This is a genomic window from Bacteroidota bacterium (genome assembly GCA_039821555.1).
Lineage (GTDB): Bacteria > Bacteroidota > Rhodothermia > Rhodothermales > Rubricoccaceae > JBCBEX01.
The window spans coordinates 273007-292541 of sequence record JBCBNX010000005.1; the positions used below are offsets into that span (position 1 = coordinate 273007).

Here is a 19535-nt window from a genome sequence, read left to right on the forward strand (position 1 = left end):
GACGCCCTCCGTGCCCCCACGCTCACCACGCCGACGCCCATGGACGCCGACCGCTGGAACCGACTCTACGCCCTCTTCGACGACGCCTGCGCCCGCCCGCCCGCCGAGCGCCTCGCTTTCCTACGCGCCGCCTGCGGCGACGACGACGCCCTCTACGCCGAAGCCGCGGCCCTCGTCGCCGCCGATGCCAACACGGACGTGCTCCTCGACGGCGTCGCGCTCGATGTCATCGCCTTAGACGACGTCGGCAGCGCAGCGGCGGCCCTGCTCGGCGACCTCGACCTCGTCGGCACGCAGGTCGGCCCCTACCACCTCGTCCGCCAACTCGGCACCGGCGGCATGGGCGACGTCTACCTCGCCGAGCGCGCCTCGGCCGACGAGCAGGCGCAGTTCGAGCAGCAGGTCGCGCTCAAGCTCGTCAAGCCCGGCATGGACTCGCGACAGGTGCTCCGTCGCTTCCAGCAGGAGCGCCAGATCCTCGCCCGCCTCGACCACCCCCACATCGCGCGGCTCTTGGATGGCGGCGTGACCGAGCGGGGGCAGCCCTACTTCGTGATGGAGTACGTCGAGGGCGTCCCCATCGACGCCTACTGCGACGCGCACCGGCTCACCGTTGATGAGCGGCTCGGGCTCTTCCAGGACGCCTGCCGCGCGGTGCTCTATGCGCACAGCCAGCTCGTCGTCCACCGCGACCTCAAGCCCTCGAACATCCTCGTCACGGAGAGCGCCGACGGCCAGCCCGGCCCCAGAAAACCAATAGTCAAGTTGCTCGACTTCGGGATCGCCAAGCTGCTCGCCGAGGACGACGACGCCACGGCGCTCACGCGCACGGGCGGGGCGGTGATGACGCCGGCCTACGCGAGCCCCGAGCAGGTGCGCGGCGAGCCGGTCGGGACCGGGACGGACATCTACTCGCTCGGCGTGGTGCTCTACGAGTTGCTCGCCGGGCAGCGCCCCTACGCCCTCCCCGAGCGCGACCGCCTGGCCGCCGTCCAGATGCTGGCGCAGCAGGAGCCCGAGCCACCCTCGACCGTCGTGCGCCGCGCCACGACGGGGGCTGATGCTACGGGTCCTGGCGCCACCGGCACGCAGATCACGGAGGCCCGTCGCACGCAGCCGGAGCGCCTCCGCCGCCGCCTCACGGGCGACCTCGACGTGATCTGCCTCACGGCGCTGCGCACCGAGCCGGAGCGCCGCTACCCGACCGTCGCGGCCTTGCTGGACGACGTGCGGCGGCACCTCACGGGGCTCCCCGTGACCGCCCGACGCGACACGGCGGCCTACCGCCTCGGCAAGTTCGTGCAGCGGCACCGGGTCGGCGTCGTGGCGACGGTTGTGGTGGGGGTGCTCTTCGCGGCGCTCGCGAGCTTCTACACGGTGCGGCTGGCGGCCGAGCGCGACCGCGCGCAGGCCGAAGCCGCGAAGGCGACCGAGATCGCGGCGTTCCTCGAAGGCATCTTCGAGGTGGCCGACCCGTCGATCGCCCAGGGCGACACGGTGACGGCACGAGCACTGCTCGACGAGGGCGCGGCGCGCATCGAGACCGAGCTCGCCGGGGAGCCGGAGGTGCAGGCACAGATGATGACCGTGATGGGCAACGTCTACCGCAGCCTCGGGCTCTACGAAGATGCCGAGCGGCTCTATACCGACGCCCTGGCGCTGCGCGAAACCCTCTTCGGCCCGCGCCATGCCGATGTGGCCAGCTCGCTGGACGACCTCGGAGCCATGGACTACGCACGGGGCAACTATGCACGAGGCGCCGAGCGCTACCAGCAGGCGCTCGCCATCAAAGAGGCGCTCTACGCCCCGACCGATGCCGAGGTGCTGACGAGCCTCACAGGCGTTGCGCGGGCCATGCACTGGCTCGACAGCCTCGTCATCGCCGAGTCGCTCTACGTCCACGTCCTCGACCAGCGCCGCGCGCATCACGCCGCCGACACGCTCGCGCTCGCCAACGCGCTCCTCAACGTGGGCGCGATCAACCAACTGCAACGACGGTTCGAGGAAGCGGAGCCCTACTTCCAGGAAGGCCTCGCCCTCCTGCGCGCGCACAGCGACGCCTCCCCGCTTCAGATCTCAGAGATCACGAACGACCTCGGCGTGCTCCTCAAGAACCTCGAACGCTACGGCGAGGCCGAGCCGCTCTACCGCGAGACGCTCGCCATCCGGCAGCGCATCCTCGGCGACACGCACCCGCGCGTGGCGACCTCGCTCAACAACCTGGGCGCGTTCCTCCGAAGCACGGAGCAGTACGAGGAAGCCCTCGACGTGAGCCTCCGCGCTGTGGAAGTCTACCGCGCTGCGCTGGGCGACGACCACCCCGAGTACGCCATCGGCATCAACAACCTCGCCTCGTCCTACGACGACGTGGGCGACACCGACCAAGCCCTGCGGTACTACCGCGAGTCGCTGGACGTGATGGAGCGTGCGTTGGGGTCAGAGCACACGACCACGAACGCGCTGCGGCTCAACCTCGGCAGCATGATGCTGGACGTGGAGCGCTATGCCGAAGCGGAAGCCCTCCTGCGCACGGCCTACGGCCACCTGCTCGCCTCTCAGGGACCGGACGCGCGCTATACGAAGCTGATCGTCCGGCGCCTGCACCAGGTCTACGAAGGCTGGGGCCGCCCCGAGCGCGGCGCCGACCTGCCGCCGCTGCCTACGGAGGCGTGACGGCTTGCGCTCCGGGAAGACGCTCAGGATCACATCCGGACCGCGCAGGAACCCGTGGGGGCGGTCGCGCGAAGCACTTTGGATAAGTCGGGGATGTGCTCTAAACTCCCCCGTCACTTCACCCCGCTGCCTCTCTCGCCCCCATGCCCCTCGTCCTCGGCGTCCCCCGTGAAACGGCCCCTGGTGAAACGCGCGTCGCGACGACGCCGGACGCGGTCCAGCGGCTGAAGAAAAAAGGCGTCACCGTGCGCGTCGAATCCGGCGCGGGGGCCACGGCGGGCTTTCCCGACGCGGCCTACAGCGACGTAGGGGCCGAGGTCGTGGACCGCGCGGCGGTCTACCAGGCCGAGGTGGTTGCCAAGGTCGCTGCGCCCAACGCCGACGAGCGCAAACTCCTGCGCAGCGACGGCATCCTGATCAGCTTCCTCCGCCCGCTCGATGACCTCGGCACCGTGCAGGCCATCGCCGAGACCGGCGTGACGGCGATGGCGATGGAGATGGTCCCGCGCATCACCCGCGCGCAGAAAATGGACGCGCTCTCGGCGATGAGCACCGTCGCGGGCTACAAGGCCGTGCTGCTCGCCGCCGACACGCTCCCGAAGTTCTTCCCGCTCCTCACGACGGCAGCTGGCACACTACGCCCGGCGAAGGTGTTCGTGATCGGCGCGGGCGTGGCGGGCCTCCAGGCACTCGCGACAGCGCGCCGCCTCGGCGCGATCACCTTCGGCTATGACATCCGCACCGCCGCCGCCGAGCAGGTCGAGTCCGTCGGCGCCGAGTTTGTCACGCTCACGCTCCCCAGCGATGACGCCGAGGACGCGGGCGGCTACGCAAAGGCGCTCGGCAAGTCTGAGGCCGAGCAGCAGATCGCGCTCATGGCCAAAGAGGTCGCGAAGTACGACGTCGTCATCACGACGGCGCTCATCCCCGGCCGCCCCGCGCCGCTGCTCCTCAACGAGGACGCCGTGCGCAACATGCCTGAGGGCAGCGTCATCATCGACCTCGCCGCGCCCAACGGCGGCAACTGCGCGCTCACGGAGCCCGACGAGGTCGTCCACCAGCATGGCACGACGATCCTCGGCCCGACCAACCTCGTGGCGTCGATGCCGCTGCATGCCAGCCAGATGTACGCCCGCACCGTCATGGCGATGGTGCTCGACTTCCTGACGGACGAGGGCACCTTCCGCCGCGACTTCGAGGACGAGGTCTTCGTCGGCGCCTGCGTCACGCACGAGGGCGAGGTCGTCCACGAGCGAGTCAAAGGCAAAATCGAGCAGGCAGCGGGATGACTGACGAGGCTGCCTCATGCATGTCATCCCGAGCGAGCTTTGCGAGCCGAGGGGTCTACGTTCGCCTCGATGCTTTGACCGCGACTTGAACGCTGACCCTCAGATCCTTCGACTTCATCCGCTGTGCGGATTCCGCTCAGGATGACACTGACTGTTACTCCCCAACCGCTCCACCGATGGATATCGCTCTCATTGTGGTTTTCGTGCTCGCCTCGTTTGTCGGGTTCGAGATCATCACCAAGGTGCCCGCAACGCTGCACACGCCGCTCATGTCGGGCTCGAACGCCATCAGTGGCATCACCATCGTGGGCGCGCTGATCGTGACGGCGGGCGTCGACGCGCCCTGGGCCAAGTGGGTCGGTTTCGCGGCCCTCGTCCTCGCCACGATCAACGTGGTCGGGGGCTTCCTCGTGACGGATCGGATGCTCTCGATGTTCAAGAAAAAGCCCGAGAGGGCAGAAGGATGAAGGCAGAAGGCAGAAGGCAGGACAGCCGCTTGAGCAGCCTGCCGCCCCCGCTTGAGGAGCGCACCCTCGCCTACGGAACGCGCGCGGTTGCGCTGTATCGGCATCTGTGCCGGCAGGAACGCGCAGCACGACGCCTCGCCGACCAGTTCCTTCGAGCTGCTACCTCCGTCGGGGCTAATCTCGCCGAAGGGCGTTCTGGAGAGACACGCCGCGACTTTATTCACAAGCATAGCATTGCGCTCAAGGAAGCACGGGAAGCGCTCTACTGGCTTCGCTTGTTTGTCCGCGCCGATCTCGTTGAGGAAGGTAGGGTAGCGTCCTTGATGGACGAAACCGACCAACTCATCGCCATTCTCGTCACCATCATCACCCGGGCGAAGCGAAACGGGACCGTCCGCACCGCGAACGGACGGTAGCCTTTTTTCATCCTTCTGCCTTCACCCTTCTGCCTTCCCATGGACGCACTCATCACCATCGCCTATCTCGTCGCGGCGTCGCTGTTCATCTTCGGGCTGAAGCGGCTCTCGTCGCCGCGGACGGCGCCAGGCGGCAACCGGATGGCGGCGGTCGGAATGCTCGTCGCGGTGGTGGCGGCGCTCGTGGAGGCGAACCTCCTCAACCCCATCGAGATCGTAGCGGGGCTCGTGCTCGGCGGTGGGATCGGGCTGCTCTTGGCGAAGCGCATCCAGATGACCCAGATGCCCGAGTTGGTAGCGGCATTCAACGCGTTCGGCGGCGGCGCGAGCGCGCTCGTCGCGGCGGCGGAGCTGCTGCGCTGGCAGACGGACCCCACGCCTGCCGACGCGGCCGCGCTTCCGCTTGCCCTCTCGATCACGGCGCTGCTCTCCGTCGTGATCGGTGCGGTGACCTTCTCGGGTTCGTTCGTGGCGTTCGCCAAGCTCAACGGCTCGCTGCGCTCGATGGGCTTCCCGGGCATTCGCTTCGTGACGTTTGCGCTCGCGGGCGGGACCATCGCCGCGGCCGTGTGGCTTGCCCTCTCAGGCGGGGACTACCTCGCGAATCCGGAGCCCGTCTACATGGCACTTGGCATCGTTGGTGCGGCGGCGCTGCTGCTCGGCGTCGTGCTCGTGGTGCCCATCGGCGGGGCCGACATGCCGGTCGTGGTGGCGCTGCTGAACTCGTACTCCGGCCTCGCGGCGGCGGCGGCGGGCTTCGTGCTCACCAACTACGCGCTCATCGTCTCGGGGGCACTCGTCGGCGCAAGCGGCCTCATCCTCACGATGATCATGTGCGACGCGATGAACCGCTCGCTACTGAACGTGCTCCTCGGCGGCTTCGGCGCGGACGCGGGCACCGCCGTCGCGGCAGGCGCGGGCGACCAAGAAGGCAAGCAGGTCCGCCAGACCTCCGCCGACGACGCCGCGGTGCTGATGAGCTATGCCGGGCGCGTCATCATCGTGCCGGGCTACGGCCTCGCCGTCGCGCAGGCGCAGCACGAAGTCCGCGAGATGGCTGACCTCCTCCAGAAGGAGGGCGTCGACGTGCGCTACGCCATCCACCCCGTCGCGGGCCGTATGCCGGGGCACATGAACGTCCTCCTCGCCGAGGCCAACGTGCCCTACGACCTGCTTTTCGACATGGACGACATCAACAACGAGTTCGACCAGACCGATGTGGCGCTCGTGGTCGGCGCGAACGACGTGGTAAACCCCGGCGCGAAGACGAACCCGGCCAGCCCGATCTACGGCATGCCGGTCCTGAACGTGGACGAGGCGCAGAACGTGATCGTCCTCAAGCGCTCGATGCGCCCCGGCTACGCAGGCATCCAGAACGAGCTCTTCTTCCGCGACAACACGCAGCTCCTCTTCGGCGACGCGAAGGACTCCATCGGCAACATCGTCGGCGAGTTGAAAGAGCTGCAGAAAGCATGACTAAAAGGGAGCATCGCCCCCAGGCGGCTGAGGATTTGATTTGTATCCAGATGCTTGATATTGCAAATTTTCGAAGCGTCTGTATCTGTTGACGTAAGCTATTTGCACAGTCCCAATAGGCCCTTGGCTTTGATTGCTCACTATCAATTCTGCCAAGCCTTCGGTCGAGTTTCCGTGCTCATCGGTTGTGATGCCGTAGCGTTCAGCCCGGTGCAGAAATACTAGCTGATCTGCAACCTTTGCAGTCGAGTCATAGCCATCTGTGAGAATAGGGCGTCTGTCTCCACCTCGCCGTTCGGTGGAGTCGCTGAGCTTAGATGTAGCAAGTACGGGGATCTGAAGTTCGAAGGCGAGTTCTTTGAGTCGAGTCAGAATCTCCTCAACTTGTCGATCTCGCCAGTCAGTTTTGAGCGTGGGAGTCCTGATGAGATCAATCCCATCAATAATTAGAAGCTGCCCATTGACGGCTCGAACCTCAGCACTGACTTCAGAAGCAATCAGGTCAATCGAGGACGGGCCAAGTGAGAGTAGTGAGAGCGGGGCGTTAAACAGCACACCTGTAGCATGTGCGAGACGAGGCCAGTCTTCATCTGATAGCCCTCCGCGTCGTGCCTCGTCAATCGGTACCTGTGCTTCGGCACAACAGAGGTGTCTTGAAAGCTCTTCCTGGTTATGCTGAGTCGAGACAAAAACAGTCGAGGCAAAGGTCTCAGGATGCAGCGCTGCATTTCTGGCAATGGTGAGCGTAAGCGAGGTAAGACCCATCCCAGGGCGGCCGGCTAGGATGGTGAGGGTGCCTGGCGCGAGCCCACCCACCATGTCGTCTAGCTTGTGAAACCCTGTTGGAACATGGTTCGGTAGCAGTCCACCCTCGGTATGGACTCCTTGGAGATGACCAAGCGCTGCATTAAGGTCCTCACTAATGGATGCTTGGCGATGAAAATGCTCTCTGGCCCCTTCGTCATGTAGGCTCAGCCTTCGATGAAAGTGTGAGTGGCACAGATTACAGAGAGCAATCATGTCAGTCAGTCTCTCTTCACCGAGCCGTGCGTACGTGCGATGGTGTACTTCTAAGTCATGAGGACTGAAGCACAACTCGCAACGATGCAACGCGAAAATTAGACGCTCCTTTCTCTTCTCGCGCCATTCGGTGGACTTGATGTATTCCTGGTAGATCATCTCTCATGAATCAGGTTCTTCGGACCCTAGAACATAACCTTCTCAAAAATGACAAGCATATCTGATCTCAACGAGCTCCTCGCTTCGATGGAGCCGGTCCTGCAGGACGGCGCGTTCGTCTTCGTGACGGTGCCGACGCGGGGCTTTGCGCTGGCAGCCGAGACGAATCCGGTCGCGGCGGTGATGGAGGCCGAGGGGCTGACGCTCGTGCTCCCGCAGGCCCAGGCCGACGCGCTGCGCTTCGGCTACGGCACGGTCTTCCGCCAACTCACGCTCACGGTACACTCCAGCCTCGACGCTGTCGGGCTCACCGCGGCCGTAGCGACGCGCCTCGCCGCGCACGGCATCCCAGCAAACGTCGTAGCGGGCTATTACCACGACCACCTCTTCGTCCCGCAGGACCGCGCCGAGGAGGCGCTGGAGGCACTACGAGCGCTGGGCCGGGAGCGCGCGGCTTGAACCGTCAACGCTAACGCCGTACGTTATTCTGAGCCGTCAGATTCTAGCACGCATCGCGCCACGACCATGAGCGCTTCTCACTCATTTCAGCAAGGCAGCTTTGCCATGACGCTGCTCTTCGCCGCACTTACCGTCTTCTTTGTGGTGTACGGTGTACTCGGCGGCGGCAACGCCTCCCTCTTCTTTGCGCTACTGGGCGCGCTGGGTACGTGGCGCCACTACGCCGTGGGCCGCCGTCGCCGGAGGCAAGGCGGGTTGGATCTCATCGGGACGGAGGACGCCGCCGGCGTGTGAAGGAGCATATCAGGTGGGCCCCTCGGGCTGTTCGGATCTTGCCGCCCCCCACACGCTCACACCCCCATATCCTGGAACCGCCCTACCTCCCGATCCTCTATCGCGACGACCGGCTCGTCGCCATCGCGAAGCCGTACGGGATCCACGTCCACCGCACGCGGCTCGACCGGCAGGCGCGCGTGTTCGTGCTCCAGACGCTGCGCAACCAGATCGACCAGCACATCTTTCCGGTCCACCGCCTCGACCGCAGCACGTCCGGCGCGATGGTCTTCGGGTTGGACTCCGAGGCGGCGACGGCGCTCGGCGCAGCGTTCCAGGAGCGACGTGTCGAGAAAAGCTACCTCGCGGTCGTGCGCGGGCACCCGCCTGAATCCGGCGTGATCGACCGGGCGCTCCGGCTGCCGGACTGGCCGAAGGAGCGCGGCGAATCGGGCCGCATGGACCCAGACGCGCGCCCCATGCAGCCCGCTGTGACAGCGTACCGCACGCTCGCCACGTCGGTGCTGCCCGTGCAGGTGAGCCGCTACCCGGAGAGTTGGTATGCCCTCGTGGAGGCCCAGCCGAAGACCGGGCGCTGGCACCAGATCCGCCGCCACCTCGCGGGCATTCAGCACCCCGTTCTCGGCGACCGCCGCCACGGCGACCACCGGCACAACCACTACCTCCGCACGATCCTCGGCCACCGGCGCCTGCTCCTCCACGCAGCCCGCCTCACGATCCCCCACCCCGACGACGGCCGCTTCGTGACGGTTCATGCTCCGCCTCCCGACGCCTTTGCCCAGGCAGCCCTGGCCCTCGGCGTACCCATTTCCAACGAGGCACAGCTCCCCAACGAGGCACAGCCGCCCTCTGGATCCAACCCGGCGGCGGAGTAGTTTCGACGGGCCGTCCACCACCACGCCTCGTTACGCATGTCCCGCCTCTTCCTTCTCGCTGCGCTCCTCGCCCTGCCTGCCTGCAGCTTCTTTGGTAGCGACGAGGAAGTCCGGGTCGTCGCCTACGAGGGCGCCCCGATCACCGCGGCCGATGCCCAACTCTTCGGCGCCGACATCGCCTGGACCGCCCGGCTCGACACGGACCCTGAAGGACGCCCGCGGGTGGCGCTCAACCTCCGCCGCATCGGCGCGGACGAGGGCACCGGCGAGGAGTACGAGCTTCGCCTCATCGACGACGGCGACAGCCTCCCGCGCTTCGACGCGGGGCGCTACGAGCAGCGCACGGCCACCTCGGGCGGCGGCTTCAACGAGACCCGACGCGGCCTTCGCAGCGGCACCGTTGCCATCCAGGACTTCGATGTCAACGGCGTCGTGAGCGGGCAAGTCTCCGGCGACCTGACGTTCACGTTCTACTACGATTTTGGAGAGTAAGGCGGTGCTGCCGTGCGACAGTGCTCTCACCGCTTCACCGCGACACCGCTTCACCGCGACACCGCTTCACCGCGACACCGCTTCACCCTTCGCCACGAGCCAGGCCGCGAAGGCGTCGCGCTCCATCGCGTTGAGGCACTGCGCAGCGGTGAGGCCCCCCTTGCGCGCCACGGCGACGCCCCATCGGATGAGGTCGAGTTGCTCGATCGAGTGCGCGTCGGGGTTGATCGCGACCAGGACCCCCGCGTCGGTCGCGGCGCGCACATAGCGCCAGTCGAGGTCGAGGCGGTAGGGGTTGGCGTTGAGTTCGAGCGCGACGCCGTGGGCGGCACACGCCTCGATGACGGCGGCGTGGTCGAGCGGGTAGCCCTCGCGGCGCAGCAGCAGGCGGCCCGTCGGGTGGCCGAGGATGTGGACGTGCGGGTGCGACACCGCGCGGACGATCCGCTCCGTCGCCTCCGCCTCGGTCATGGAGAAGTGCGTGTGGACGCTCGCCACCACGAGGTCGAGCTCCGCGAGCACCTCGTCGGGGTAGTCGAGGCTGCCGTCCTTGAGGATGTCTACCTCCGAGCCTGAGAAGACGCGAAAGTCGATGCCGGCAGCCTCGTACTCGGCGTTGAGCACGCGCACCTCCCCGATCTGCTCGCGTAGGCGCTCGATGGAGAGGCCGTTGGCGACCTTGAGCGAGCGGCTGTGGTCGCAGATGCCGAAGTAAGTCAGCCCGCTCGCCCGTGCGGCCTCGGCCATGTCGCGGAGCGTGTGCGCCCCGTCGCTGTAGGTCGAGTGGTTGTGCAGCGATCCGCGCAGGTCGGCGAGCGTGACGAGGTCGGGCAGGCTGCCCGCTGCGGCGCGCTGAAGCTCATCGGTGCCCTCGCGCAATTCCGGGGGGACAACGGCGAGGCCCACGCGCTCGTAAACCGCCGCCTCGGTGTCGGCCTCATCAGGCTGCCCGTGCGCTTCGACGAACGCGGCGACGTGGTCGGGGCTACCGGTGCGCACCCAGAGTTCGACACCGAAGCGGCTCGCCTCGGTGTGATGCACAACGAGAGCGAGCCCGTCTGGCAGCGCGCCCTCGAAAAACGCACCGTCCGTTTGCGCGCCCGTGCACCCCTGGGCGTCGAGCACCGCGCGGACGGCGTCGGCGTTGCCCGCCGTGACGAGTTCGACCTCGCCGACCGTCTCCAGTGCGCGGCGGAAGGCGCCAGCGGGCTCAACGGCGGCCACACCATCAGCCTCGCGCAGCGCCGCCAGCAGCGGGGCCACGTCCGCATGCGCCGTCGCGAAGTGGCGCCGTCCCTGATAGGTCCGCAGCGTGTCGATCTGCGCCTGGATCGTGTCCTGCGTCTTCGCACCGAAGCCGTCGAGGTCGGCAATGCGACCGGCGACGGCCGCCGCTTCGAGGTCGTCGAGCGAGGTCACGCCGAGGTCTTGCCAGAGCCGCCGCACCTTCTTCGGGCCGAGACCCTTCACGCGGAGCACGTCCGGCAACTCGGGCGGCAGCGTCGCGAGCAGCTCATCGCGGACGGCCAGCGTGCCCGTCTCCACGAGCTCGCGCACGTCGCCCGCAATCGACTTGCCGATGCCACGGACAGCGGTCAACTCGGCGCGCGTCAGTTCGGCAGCAGACTCCTCCATGCGTTCGAGCGTACGCGCGGCCGAGGCGAAGGCGCGAGCGCGGAACGGGTTGCCGCCGGTGAGCTCGATCAGCGCGGCGGTGTCTTTGAGCGGGCGGGCGAGGGCTTTGTTGGTCACGACGTGGACGTGCAGAGTGGGGAGAGACGGGCGAATAGCGGGTGCGCGTACGCGGCGGAGCAGAGAGACTACGAACAGGCTTGACAGGCTCCGGCCGTCGCGGCACCTTTTCGACCTTCGACCTTCGACCTTCGACCTTCGACCTACCCCGTCGTACGGTTCACACAAATCGCAGGGTGGCCGACGTTGTCGCCGTGTAGCTTCCCAGCCGAGCCAACCTACCAACCTCCGACCACTCATGCGTCTCCGCTCCTTCGCCTTCGTGGCTGCGCTCCTCGCGCTCTCCGTTCCGTTTGTCGGCTGCGACTCCGACGACCCAGACCCGATCGACGACTTCGACCCGTCGACGGTCGACTACAACACCGTCACCTCGCTCTCCTTCGCCGAATTCGTGCGCCCGCTCCTCGAAGCGCGCGACGTGTTCGACGGCGCGCCCTACGACTTCGACGCGCTCTTCGCCAGCGACGCCGGTGCCTTCGTGATCCCGTTCGACGCGGACGGCTCGATCCTCTTCCGCGTCATCGACGCCGGGGCGAGCGTGAACGGTCTGAACGTGGGCAACCTCGAAGCCGACGAAGTCGCCTACCTCCGCCGCTGGGTGGACGCGGGCGCACCGGACACCGACGGCTCGATCCCGTACGAAGGCGCGACCGAGTTCGCCCTCGTCTGCAACCAGCTCGACGGCAAGGTGTCGGTCATCGACATCCGCGAGGGCCGCGTGATCCGCACGCTCGACTTCACCGACCTTGGCCTCCCGGCCACGATCAAGCCGCACGACATCGTCGCGGAGCCGGACGGCAGCGCCTGGTACGTCGCGCTCATCGACGCCAACAGCGTCCTCAAGTTCTCGACCAACCTCAACGACTTCGGCGACGGCGCCGCCGCCTTCATCGCGCAGACGCCGGGGCCTGTCAACGCCTTCACGACGCCGGGCATGCTCGCCCTCGACCCGGACGGCATGCTCTACGCAGGCCGCTCGTTCGCGGACCAGTCGGGCAGCCAGAGCATCGCCATGATCGACCGCGCGACGATGGCCGTGGACGAGATCGCGGTGCCCTTCACGCGCCCGCACGCCCTGGAGCAGGTCGGCGACTACGTGCTCTCGTCGTCGCTCTCGGAGAACACCGTCGTCTCGATCGACGTGTCGGACCCGCTGCTGCCCGAGGTCGTGGACCAGATCTCGCTCGGGGGCGGCATGAAGTCGCTCGTGATGTTCGACGTGAGCCCCGACGGCCAGCAGGCTGTGCTCACCGCGCAGCTCTCGCAGGAGATCTACCTCCTCGACCTCTCCGACCCGACGAATCTGCGCATCGCCGGCATCATCGCCGTCGGCGAGCAGCCGTGGCACCCGACCTACAGCCCCGACGGCGCGACGCTCTACGTGCCGAACCGCCTCTCGAACACGATCAGCGTGATCGACGTGGCCACGCAGTCCATCACGGCGACGATCACGGACCCGGCGCTCTCGCAGCCGCACGGCTCCGCCATCACGCCCGACGGGCGCTTCCTCGTCGTGTCGAGCCGCAACACGATGGGCGGCTACACGCCGTCGTTCCCGTACGCGGGCAGCCAGGAGAACCCCGGCACGGTCGTCGTGATCGACACGCAGACCAACGCGGTCGTGCACGTGATCGAGATCGGCGCGTTCGCCTCGGGCGTGGAGGTGGTCACCCTGTAGTTGACGTTCCTAGATCGTAGTTGACGTTCCTGGATCAGCTTTTCACGGCCTCCCCCTGGTTTTCAGGGGGAGGCCCGATTATTCTGGGGCTCCCTTGATCGCATCGCCGTGTCCCGCCTCGCTGCCCTGGTCCGCCTCGCGCTGGTGCTGTGCCTTGTCGCCAGCACGCAGAGCCTGCTCGTGGTCCAGGGCATCTTCACGCTGCGGCAGGACGTGATCGCGGAGCGCTTCTGTGAGAACCGCGACCGTCCCGAACTGGACTGCGACGGCGTGTGCTACCTCACGAAGCAACTCAAGGAGCACCAGGACCGCGAGCGCGAGCAGAACGAGGCCGTCCTCGAACTCGCGCTCACCTTTCAGCTTCAGATTGCCGAGGGCATCGCATTGGACGTGCCCACCGACGGCATCGAGGCACGCCGGGGTAGCATCGCGCTGCTCGGCTGGGCGGCTGGGGCGCCGGATGAGGTGTTCGTCCCGCCCCGTGGGTGAGCGACTGGGCTTGAGTGTGACGCGGCTCCCCCCTCCTCCCTGAAGGGTCGAAAAGCTGTCCCCCTCAGAGATGAGGGCGACCGTCTGGGTGGATCGGAGAACCACGCGACCGTCCACCCAAACGGGGGGAGCGGTCTTGCCCCAAGCCCCACGGACTCGCTGCGCGCTAGCACTGGGCTAGGGCGCCCTTTACTGCTTTCCACTGTGCGCTGCAGGACTCGCTCTGTGCGCGTGCTGGTGCCGGACTCTCTTCCCATGCTTCGAACGATGCTCTGCGGCGCACTGCTGTGCGTCCTCGCCCTTCCCTTCTCTGTTCAACCCTCCTGGGCTCAAACCCCCTGGACGTCCCACCGCCCCGACGGCCACGCTCCCATCGGCGTAATGGGCGACCATACGCACTCTGCTGGTGAGTTCATGGTGTCCTACCGCTTCATGGCGATGACCATGGCCGGCAACCGCGACGGCACCGAGTCGCTGTCCGACGCCGAGGTCGTTGCTCCCGACGGGGCGAACTTCCTGATTGCGCCCACCGAGATGCCGATGCAGATGCACATGCTCGGACTGATGTATGCCCCCACGGACCGCCTCACGCTCATGGCGATGGTGCCCTTTGTCACGATGTCGATGGACCACCTGACCCGCATGGGTGGCACCTTCACCACCGAGGCAAGCGGTCTGGGCGACCTCGGCCTCGCGGCGCTCGTGGTGCTCGCCCGGCCCGAGCGTCAGCGGCTCCACGCCAACCTCGGCGTGCGCCTGCCGACGGGCTCCGTCGAGGAGCAGGACGTGACGCCCGCGAGCGCCCCCAACGAGACGACGCTGCCCTACCCGATGCAGACCGGATCGGGGACGCTCGACCTTCAGCCGGGTCTGACCTACCTCGGCCAGACCGACCGCCTCTCGTGGGGCGCGCAGGCCCTGGGCACGATCCGCCTCGGCGAAAACAGCAGCGACTACCGCTTCGGCAACGTCCTCGACGTGACCGCGTGGGGCGGCGTCAACGCGACCGACTGGCTGGGCGGCTCGCTGCGCCTCGCGGCCTCCACCTGGGGCGCTGTCTCCGGCGCCAACCCTGCCTACGCGGTGGGCGTGACGAACCGCATGGTGCCGACCGTCTTCGCCGACCTCCGCGCTGGCACGCGCGTCGACCTCGGCCTAGGGACCAACGTGCTTGTTCCGAGCGGTCCGCTCCATCACCTCCGCATCGCTGCCGAGTTCGAGCTCCCCGTCTACCAATCGCTCGACGGCCCCCAGCTCGAAACCGATTGGACGCTCACGCTCGGCGCGCAATACGCCTTCTAGCCTGGCAACCCTTGTCTTTTTTCCCTTCGTTTACGGTCGCTGCCCCGTCGCGGGTAGCTGCCAGCCCGAATTGACTCTGATGAAATACCACTTACTCCTTGGGCTCTTGCTGAGCCTGCTTCCCGCTACGCTGCACGCGCAAGCACTCCAGGGGGCCGTGGCTAGCGCGAGCGGCACGCCCCTTGGCGGCGTCAACGTCGCCGTGCTCAACACGCCGTTTGGGACCGTCACCGACGACGATGGACTGTTCGTACTCACGCTGCAAGCAGGCACCTACACGCTCTCGTTTACCGCGATCGGCTACGCACCCCAGCTGGTCACCGTGGCCACGCCCGCCCAGGGCGCGCTGACTGTCACGGTCGTGCCGCGCACCGAGGCGCTTGGCGAACTCGTCGTCTCGACGCAGCGCACTGACGCGGCCCTCCTGGACGCACCTGCTGCTGTGACCACCCTCGATGCCGACGAGATCGTCACCTCGCAGACGTGGAGCCTCGCTGACCTCACGGGCCGCGTCCCAGGATATCTCTACCAAGAACTGGGCGTTGGCTTCCAGGCGCTGCAATCCATTCGCGGTGTGCAAGTCTTTAGCGAGAACCCCGCTGTGGCGACCTACGTGGACGGCGTCAATGCACTCGACATCCTCGCCGGCGGGCTGGCGCTCGTGGACGTAGAACGTGTCGAGGTACTGCGCGGGCCTCAGGGCACGCTCTTCGGGCGCAACGCGCTCGGCGGCGTGGTCAACATCGTCACGCGCCCGCCTACCAACCGCCGCGAGGTCTTCGGCGAGGCGACCGTGGGCAATCTCGGCCTTCAGCGCTACGCTGCAGGCGTGAAGGCTCCGCTGGTGCCAGGCCGCCTCTTCGTAGGCGCGACGGCCCTCTTTCAGGACCGCGCCGGCTATTTCGAGAACGACACGACCGGACTTGCCCTCTTCGCTCCCTCGGGGGACGTGGTAGGCGAAGAGGTCGGCGGCGAACAGACGCTCTATGCGCAGGTCGGGCTGCAATGGCTTCCGTCAGAGGTCGTGCGCGCGCGGCTCGACGTGAAGGTGCAGCGCGACCAGTCGGACGCTAGCGGCTTCTTCGCTGGGGCTCCCGACGAGGCAACCGCGTTCGCCAACCCGGATGCGCTCTTCCTCGCACGCATCGGCGAGCATGAACGGACGCTCTTCAACGGGGCCTTCGCGCTCGATATCTACGGACCTGGCCTCACGCTCGCGCTCGTCACAACCCTGCAGCGCATCGGCCTCTCGTACGCGGACATCTTCGACGGCAGCGGCGTCTATTTCTCGTACGACCTCGACGGCAGCAGCGCCGACCTTGGTGCGACACCCGACCCGCAGGTGGTCTTCAGCCAAGAGCTGCGGGCGACTTCCAGCGGCGACGGGCCGCTCTCTTTCACCGCTGGGGTCAATGTGTTCAGCCAGAATGCGTTCGAGCCGACGACCAATCTGGCCGTGGAACTAGGACCGGACACCTACGCGCTCTTCCGCAACGAGGGCACCAACGCCGGCTTCGCGGCCTTCGGGCAGGCTACGCTGCGTCTCTTCGACCGCCTCGACGTGACCGGCGGGCTGCGCTACGACGTGGAGGACCGCCAGAGCACCTTCAACGGCTTCGGCGACCTCGTCTTGCAAGACGGCGAACTGACGGAGTTTCTAGCGGACACGACCGTGAGCGGGGCCTACAGCGCACTCTCGCCCAAGGCGGCGCTCGCTCTCGATGTCACCGGCAACGTCCGCGCCTACGCGAGCTACACGCGGGGCTTCCGCGCGGGCGGCATCAACGCACAGCGGCTACCAGACCGACTGGAGGGAGCCTACGAGTTTGCCCCCGAATACTCCGACAACATCGAGCTTGGGCTCAAAGCACGCCTCGGCGACCGGCTCTACGCCGCCGCGACGGGCTTCCTCATCGCGTGGACCGACCTCCAGTTCTTCAACCTCGTCGCGCCGCCGTTCACCTTCGCCCGCGAGAACGTTGGCGACGCACGCTCGCAGGGCATCGAACTCGAGGTGGCCGCCGTGCCGTTTGAGCGGCTGCGCCTCGACGCGACGCTCAGCCTGACCGACACCGAGTACGACGGCTTCGTGCTCCAGCGTCTCGATCCGGACACGTTCCAGCCCATCAGCGACGACATCTCGGGCAACCGGCTCGCGAACGCCCCCGGACGGACGGCCTTCTTCGGAGCCGAGTGGCGACAGCCCGTAGGCGGCCCGATCGATGGCGGCGCGGCGCTCGTGCTGCGGGGCGAGGTGCGCAATGTGGGCGGGTTCTTCACCGACATCCAGAACGACCTCCGGCAGGACGCCTATACCGTGATCAACGCGCGGCTGGGGTTCGAGACGCAGCGCGCCTCGGCGTTCTTCTGGATCCAGAACCTCACCGACGAGCGCTACCTCATCTACGGCGCGCCCGACACCAGCTTCAACCGCCGCTCGGTGATTGCACCGCCGCGTACGCTCGGCGTGACGCTCCGCCTACGACGGTAGCAGACGCTCGCATGCCCCCCTACTTCGACTCTACAGCTTTAATGTCCATGCTCCGACTCTTTCCTCTCGTGGTTGCCCTCGTGTTGACGGGGTGCGCGACCAACGCCGACACGCCTGCTGACGACGGCGCAGCGCTCGCGCTGCCCGACAGCCTCCCTGAGATCACGCCCGAGAACCACGACGCGGTGATGGTCGACCTCTTCGGCGAAGCGACGCACGGCATCGAGACCATCGGCATCCTTGTCTACGACGGCGTCAACGACCTCGACGCGCTCGGACCGCGCTACGTCCTCGGCCAACTGATGGGCGTGAACCTGCAGCTCATCAGCATCGAGCCGGGCACGATCACAACCGTGATGGGCACCGAACTCGTCCCGAACACGACCATCGCCGAAGTCGACTCGCTCGACCTGCTCGTCATCCCCGGCGGATTTCGCGGCACGATCGACGCGACCTACGACGAGCCACTCCACGACTGGATCCGCCGCGTCGACGCGACGACGACCTACACCGCTGCCGTCTGCACCGGCGTCTGGGTCCTGGGCGCCACGGGCCTCCTTGAAGGGCGAAACGCGACGACGAACTGGTACCGCGCGGAGGAAATGATGGCGCGCTACGGCGCGACGTTCACCGACGAGCGCTACACCAACGACGGGAAATACTGGACCGCTGCGGGCGTAACGGCGGGCATGGACATGAGCCTCGCGCTGATGAACGAGGTCGCGGGCGCGGCCTACACGCAGGCCGTGATGCTCGACATGGAGTATGACCCTGCTCCACCGATTTCCGGCGGCAGTCCTGAGGCGACCGATCCGGGTGTGTTCAACATGATGAAGGCGATGTACGACATGGGCGTGCAGACGCGCCTCGACAGCCTAGACGCCCGCGCTGCGGGAGGTAAAACCGATGCCTAAATCTATCCTGCCCCTTCTCCTGTTCGTAGCCCTATCTGCACGCGCGCAACATGCACCCGCCGCTGCCCCCGACGTCGTCGAAACATTCGTTGTGGAGGGCTTCCGGCTGGGCGACGAGGTCCCGGCGGGGAGCGCCGTCGGGCGGGCCGGGCTGCGCTACGCCGACGGCGGCTACGTCCACGTGGTCCACGGCAAGCCCTACGTGCGCGGGCGGCAGGTCTACGGCGGCCTCGTCGGCTACGGGGCCGTCTGGGCGGCGGGCGCGCACCGCGCCACCGAACTGGTGACCACGGTGCCCCTCGCGTTCGGCGACACGCGCATCGAGCCGGGAGCCTACAGCCTCTTCGTGACGCCGGGCTCAGACCAGTGGACGCTCCACGTCAACCGCGCGCTGGGCATGCACCTCGCCGACGAGTACGACCCCGCGCTCGACGTTGTCACCGTCGAGGTCCCACCCGAGGTGCTGGCAACACCCGTTGAGGGCCTCACGTGGTCGTTCGCCGACGACGGCACGGCGCTACGGCTCGCCTGGGCCGACGCGGCCATCGCGGTCCCGTTCCAGCGCGCCGCCCCCTGAACCGCCGCCCCCTGAATCGCCGCGCTTCCGTCTCTCGGGTCGATGCGCGCAACGTCGCAGCGTGGTCGCCCTGTTCACGTTCGCCGCGACGGCGAACCTTCCCTCGACTGGCTCGTTGGGCTTGCACACGCTCATCGTCGCCTGTGCTTGCTTTCCGTTCCCTCGTCCTCGTGCTGGTCGCCAGCCTGCTCGCAGGCCCCGCGACGGTGCTGCTGTGTCCGCATGGCACCGCCATTGAGGCCGCCGCGATGCATGCTGCAGCGCACGGGGTGCCGCATGAGACGCACGGCCACGCCGAGGTGCGTCCATGCCACCGAGCACCCGCACCGGAGGCCCCCCAGAACACGGCACAGCATCTCCCCGAGGCACCGCTTCCAGACACGACGGAGGGCGAGGTCTGCCTCATGCCATGCTGCGACGCGGCATGGGCCACCGCGACGCCTGACATCCGCTTCGACGGCTCCACCGAGGCCATGGTGGTGGCGTGGCTCCCCGCCCCGCGCGTGCAGAGTGGAGCGCACCCGGTCCCGTCGCCGACCGAGTCGCCGCCGCTGCTGCGAAGGCACGTCATGTTCTGCCGGTACTTGATCTGATCGAAGGAGGCCTGCGCGTCTGTGCAGACGGATGCGCGTGACGCCGTGGCCCGAGAGGCTGCGATGTCCTCGGCAGCGCTGTACGTCCAGCGCTGGATGTGTCCCCTGCACCGCGGCCT

General features: G+C 67.3%; 18 protein-coding genes. 16 read left to right on the forward strand and 2 right to left on the reverse strand.

The window, feature by feature from the left end:
* Positions 1 to 39: 39 nt before the first annotated feature.
* The 5 genes from AAFU51_08745 (at position 40) to AAFU51_08765 (ending at position 6321) form a co-directional block, all read left to right on the forward strand.
* The gene (locus AAFU51_08745; GenBank protein ID MEO1571344.1) at positions 40 to 2673 is read left to right on the forward strand and encodes a serine/threonine-protein kinase; all 2634 of its coding nucleotides are present in this window, start codon (positions 40 to 42) and stop codon (positions 2671 to 2673) included.
* A 143-nt stretch (positions 2674 to 2816) separates the two neighbouring features.
* A complete protein-coding gene (locus tag AAFU51_08750) occupies positions 2817 to 3962 on the forward strand; it encodes a Re/Si-specific NAD(P)(+) transhydrogenase subunit alpha (GenBank protein MEO1571345.1) in 1146 nt (381 codons plus the stop codon).
* Between the two features lie 176 nt (positions 3963 to 4138).
* A complete protein-coding gene (locus AAFU51_08755; protein ID MEO1571346.1) occupies positions 4139 to 4429 on the forward strand; it encodes an NAD(P) transhydrogenase subunit alpha in 291 nt (96 codons plus the stop codon).
* Positions 4426 to 4845, forward strand: a complete 420-nt coding sequence (locus tag AAFU51_08760) for a four helix bundle protein (protein ID MEO1571347.1) — start codon at positions 4426 to 4428, stop codon at positions 4843 to 4845. Before AAFU51_08755 ends, AAFU51_08760 begins: the two co-directional genes overlap by 4 nt.
* A 39-nt stretch (positions 4846 to 4884) precedes the next feature.
* Entirely contained in the window at positions 4885 to 6321 is a 1437-nt protein-coding gene (locus tag AAFU51_08765) for an NAD(P)(+) transhydrogenase (Re/Si-specific) subunit beta (protein MEO1571348.1), read from the forward strand.
* On the opposite strand, the gene AAFU51_08770 is transcribed toward AAFU51_08765, so the two are convergent.
* The gene (locus AAFU51_08770; GenBank protein ID MEO1571349.1) at positions 6322 to 7500 is read right to left on the reverse strand and encodes a DnaB-like helicase C-terminal domain-containing protein; all 1179 of its coding nucleotides are present in this window, start codon (positions 7498 to 7500) and stop codon (positions 6322 to 6324) included.
* Between the two features lie 48 nt (positions 7501 to 7548).
* Here AAFU51_08770 and AAFU51_08775 point away from each other — a divergent pair, with 48 nt between their 5' ends.
* The 4 genes from AAFU51_08775 to AAFU51_08790 all read left to right on the forward strand — a co-directional run bounded on the left by AAFU51_08775 (position 7549) and on the right by AAFU51_08790 (position 9620).
* Complete coding sequence (locus AAFU51_08775) at positions 7549 to 7959, forward strand: ACT domain-containing protein (GenBank protein ID MEO1571350.1); 411 nt, start codon at positions 7549 to 7551, stop codon at positions 7957 to 7959.
* 66 nt (positions 7960 to 8025) lie between these two features.
* Complete coding sequence (locus AAFU51_08780; GenBank protein ID MEO1571351.1) at positions 8026 to 8253, forward strand: hypothetical protein; 228 nt, start codon at positions 8026 to 8028, stop codon at positions 8251 to 8253.
* 38 nt (positions 8254 to 8291) lie between these two features.
* Positions 8292 to 9128 carry a pseudouridine synthase gene (locus AAFU51_08785; protein ID MEO1571352.1) on the forward strand — a complete coding sequence of 279 codons (837 nt, stop codon included), beginning with the start codon at positions 8292 to 8294 and terminating at the stop codon, positions 9126 to 9128.
* 36 nt (positions 9129 to 9164) lie between these two features.
* Positions 9165 to 9620, forward strand: coding sequence for a hypothetical protein (locus AAFU51_08790; protein MEO1571353.1), 456 nt, complete (start codon positions 9165 to 9167; stop codon positions 9618 to 9620).
* A 66-nt stretch (positions 9621 to 9686) separates the two neighbouring features.
* On the opposite strand, the gene AAFU51_08795 is transcribed toward AAFU51_08790, so the two are convergent.
* A complete protein-coding gene (locus tag AAFU51_08795; GenBank protein ID MEO1571354.1) occupies positions 9687 to 11372 on the reverse strand; it encodes a helix-hairpin-helix domain-containing protein in 1686 nt (561 codons plus the stop codon).
* Between the two features lie 238 nt (positions 11373 to 11610).
* Here AAFU51_08795 and AAFU51_08800 point away from each other — a divergent pair, with 238 nt between their 5' ends.
* The 7 genes from AAFU51_08800 to AAFU51_08830 all read left to right on the forward strand — a co-directional run bounded on the left by AAFU51_08800 (position 11611) and on the right by AAFU51_08830 (position 19416).
* Positions 11611 to 13050: a beta-propeller fold lactonase family protein gene (locus AAFU51_08800; GenBank protein MEO1571355.1), complete on the forward strand. Its 1440-nt coding sequence runs from the start codon at positions 11611 to 11613 to the stop codon at positions 13048 to 13050.
* Positions 13051 to 13158: 108 nt separating this feature from the next.
* Positions 13159 to 13539: a hypothetical protein gene (locus AAFU51_08805; protein ID MEO1571356.1), complete on the forward strand. Its 381-nt coding sequence runs from the start codon at positions 13159 to 13161 to the stop codon at positions 13537 to 13539.
* Between the two features lie 381 nt (positions 13540 to 13920).
* Positions 13921 to 14841 (forward strand): transporter, encoded by a 921-nt coding sequence (locus tag AAFU51_08810; GenBank protein ID MEO1571357.1) that lies wholly within the window; start codon positions 13921 to 13923, stop codon positions 14839 to 14841.
* A 79-nt stretch (positions 14842 to 14920) separates the two neighbouring features.
* A complete protein-coding gene (locus tag AAFU51_08815) occupies positions 14921 to 17332 on the forward strand; it encodes a TonB-dependent receptor (protein MEO1571358.1) in 2412 nt (803 codons plus the stop codon).
* A 47-nt stretch (positions 17333 to 17379) separates the two neighbouring features.
* Positions 17380 to 18246, forward strand: a complete 867-nt coding sequence (locus AAFU51_08820; protein MEO1571359.1) for a DJ-1/PfpI family protein — start codon at positions 17380 to 17382, stop codon at positions 18244 to 18246.
* On the forward strand, positions 18239 to 18823 hold the full coding sequence (locus AAFU51_08825; GenBank protein ID MEO1571360.1) for a DUF2911 domain-containing protein: 585 nt from the start codon (positions 18239 to 18241) through the stop codon (positions 18821 to 18823). Before AAFU51_08820 ends, AAFU51_08825 begins: the two co-directional genes overlap by 8 nt.
* A 143-nt stretch (positions 18824 to 18966) precedes the next feature.
* Positions 18967 to 19416, forward strand: a complete 450-nt coding sequence (locus AAFU51_08830; protein ID MEO1571361.1) for a hypothetical protein — start codon at positions 18967 to 18969, stop codon at positions 19414 to 19416.
* Positions 19417 to 19535 lie beyond the last annotated feature (119 nt).

Excerpts from the sequence above, each read along its gene's own strand:
- AAFU51_08745 (MEO1571344.1), top strand. The coding sequence starts at position 40 with ATGGACGCCGACCGCTGGAACCGACTCTACGCCCTCTTCGACGACGCC.
- AAFU51_08750 (MEO1571345.1), top strand. The coding sequence starts at position 2,817 with ATGCCCCTCGTCCTCGGCGTCCCCCGTGAAACGGCCCCTGGTGAAACG.
- AAFU51_08755 (MEO1571346.1), top strand. The coding sequence starts at position 4,139 with ATGGATATCGCTCTCATTGTGGTTTTCGTGCTCGCCTCGTTTGTCGGG.
- AAFU51_08760 (MEO1571347.1), top strand. The coding sequence starts at position 4,426 with ATGAAGGCAGAAGGCAGAAGGCAGGACAGCCGCTTGAGCAGCCTGCCG.
- AAFU51_08765 (MEO1571348.1), top strand. The coding sequence starts at position 4,885 with ATGGACGCACTCATCACCATCGCCTATCTCGTCGCGGCGTCGCTGTTC.
- AAFU51_08770 (MEO1571349.1), bottom strand. The coding sequence starts at position 7,500 with ATGATCTACCAGGAATACATCAAGTCCACCGAATGGCGCGAGAAGAGA.
- AAFU51_08775 (MEO1571350.1), top strand. The coding sequence starts at position 7,549 with ATGACAAGCATATCTGATCTCAACGAGCTCCTCGCTTCGATGGAGCCG.
- AAFU51_08780 (MEO1571351.1), top strand. The coding sequence starts at position 8,026 with ATGAGCGCTTCTCACTCATTTCAGCAAGGCAGCTTTGCCATGACGCTG.
- AAFU51_08790 (MEO1571353.1), top strand. The coding sequence starts at position 9,165 with ATGTCCCGCCTCTTCCTTCTCGCTGCGCTCCTCGCCCTGCCTGCCTGC.
- AAFU51_08800 (MEO1571355.1), top strand. The coding sequence starts at position 11,611 with ATGCGTCTCCGCTCCTTCGCCTTCGTGGCTGCGCTCCTCGCGCTCTCC.
- AAFU51_08810 (MEO1571357.1), top strand. The coding sequence starts at position 13,921 with ATGGGCGACCATACGCACTCTGCTGGTGAGTTCATGGTGTCCTACCGC.
- AAFU51_08815 (MEO1571358.1), top strand. The coding sequence starts at position 14,921 with ATGAAATACCACTTACTCCTTGGGCTCTTGCTGAGCCTGCTTCCCGCT.
- AAFU51_08820 (MEO1571359.1), top strand. The coding sequence starts at position 17,380 with ATGCTCCGACTCTTTCCTCTCGTGGTTGCCCTCGTGTTGACGGGGTGC.
- AAFU51_08825 (MEO1571360.1), top strand. The coding sequence starts at position 18,239 with ATGCCTAAATCTATCCTGCCCCTTCTCCTGTTCGTAGCCCTATCTGCA.